The 718-nt window shown below is 46.2% G+C and carries 1 protein-coding gene; it reads left to right on the plus strand.

Features of this window, described 5'->3' with window-relative positions; translation table 11 throughout:
- On the plus strand, positions 1 to 718 hold a 718-nt coding region (locus tag R8O11_RS27595; protein ID WP_318194922.1), incomplete at both ends, for a sensor histidine kinase.

Below are 718 nucleotides of genomic sequence, written 5' to 3' on the forward strand. Positions count from 1 at the left end.
GCATGTGCTGGTGAGCTTTGGTTTTGGCTACTCTGCGCTGTTCTTCTCGTGGTTGATCGACAAGTTGTTTCCGACCATCCCACGCATGCTAGAAATTGCGCTTTCACTGACCGCGTGTTTGTTGTTTGGTGTAATTAATGCGCAGTTTTGGCTCGGTGAATACTTCGGTATTTCGGGCATGTTGCCTGTCTTGCTGATGGGCCTGCTGTTTAGCGGTATGTGTTATTTTTATTTTCATTCACGCGAAAAAGAAGCCATTGCACAGCGTGAGCTAGAGAGCATCAAACGTGAAAATGCCGAACAAGAACGAGCCCTTTTACTCAGCCAGCTCAAGCAGATGCAAAGCCAAATTGAGCCGCATTTTCTGTTTAATACGCTTGCCAATATCAGCGCGTTGATGTCGCAAGACGTCGATAAAGCCAAACAAATGTTGGATCAACTCACGGCGTTATTGCGTGCAACGCTAAAAAACTCGCGTGAGGAGTACACCACGGTTGAAAATGAAATTGCCTTGATTGACGCTTATCTGGGTATTCAAAAAATTCGTTTAGGCGAGCGATTAAGCTACACAATCGAGGTGCCAGAAGGGATAGGAAATACAGAGTTGCCGCCGATGATGCTGCAACCTTTGGTAGAGAACGCCATTATTCACGGCATCGAGCCAAAACGTGAAGGTGGTGAAGTCCAATTGCTGATAAAGCAAGAGAAACAGCTGTTG

The organism is Vibrio sp. 1288 (assembly GCF_033344475.1).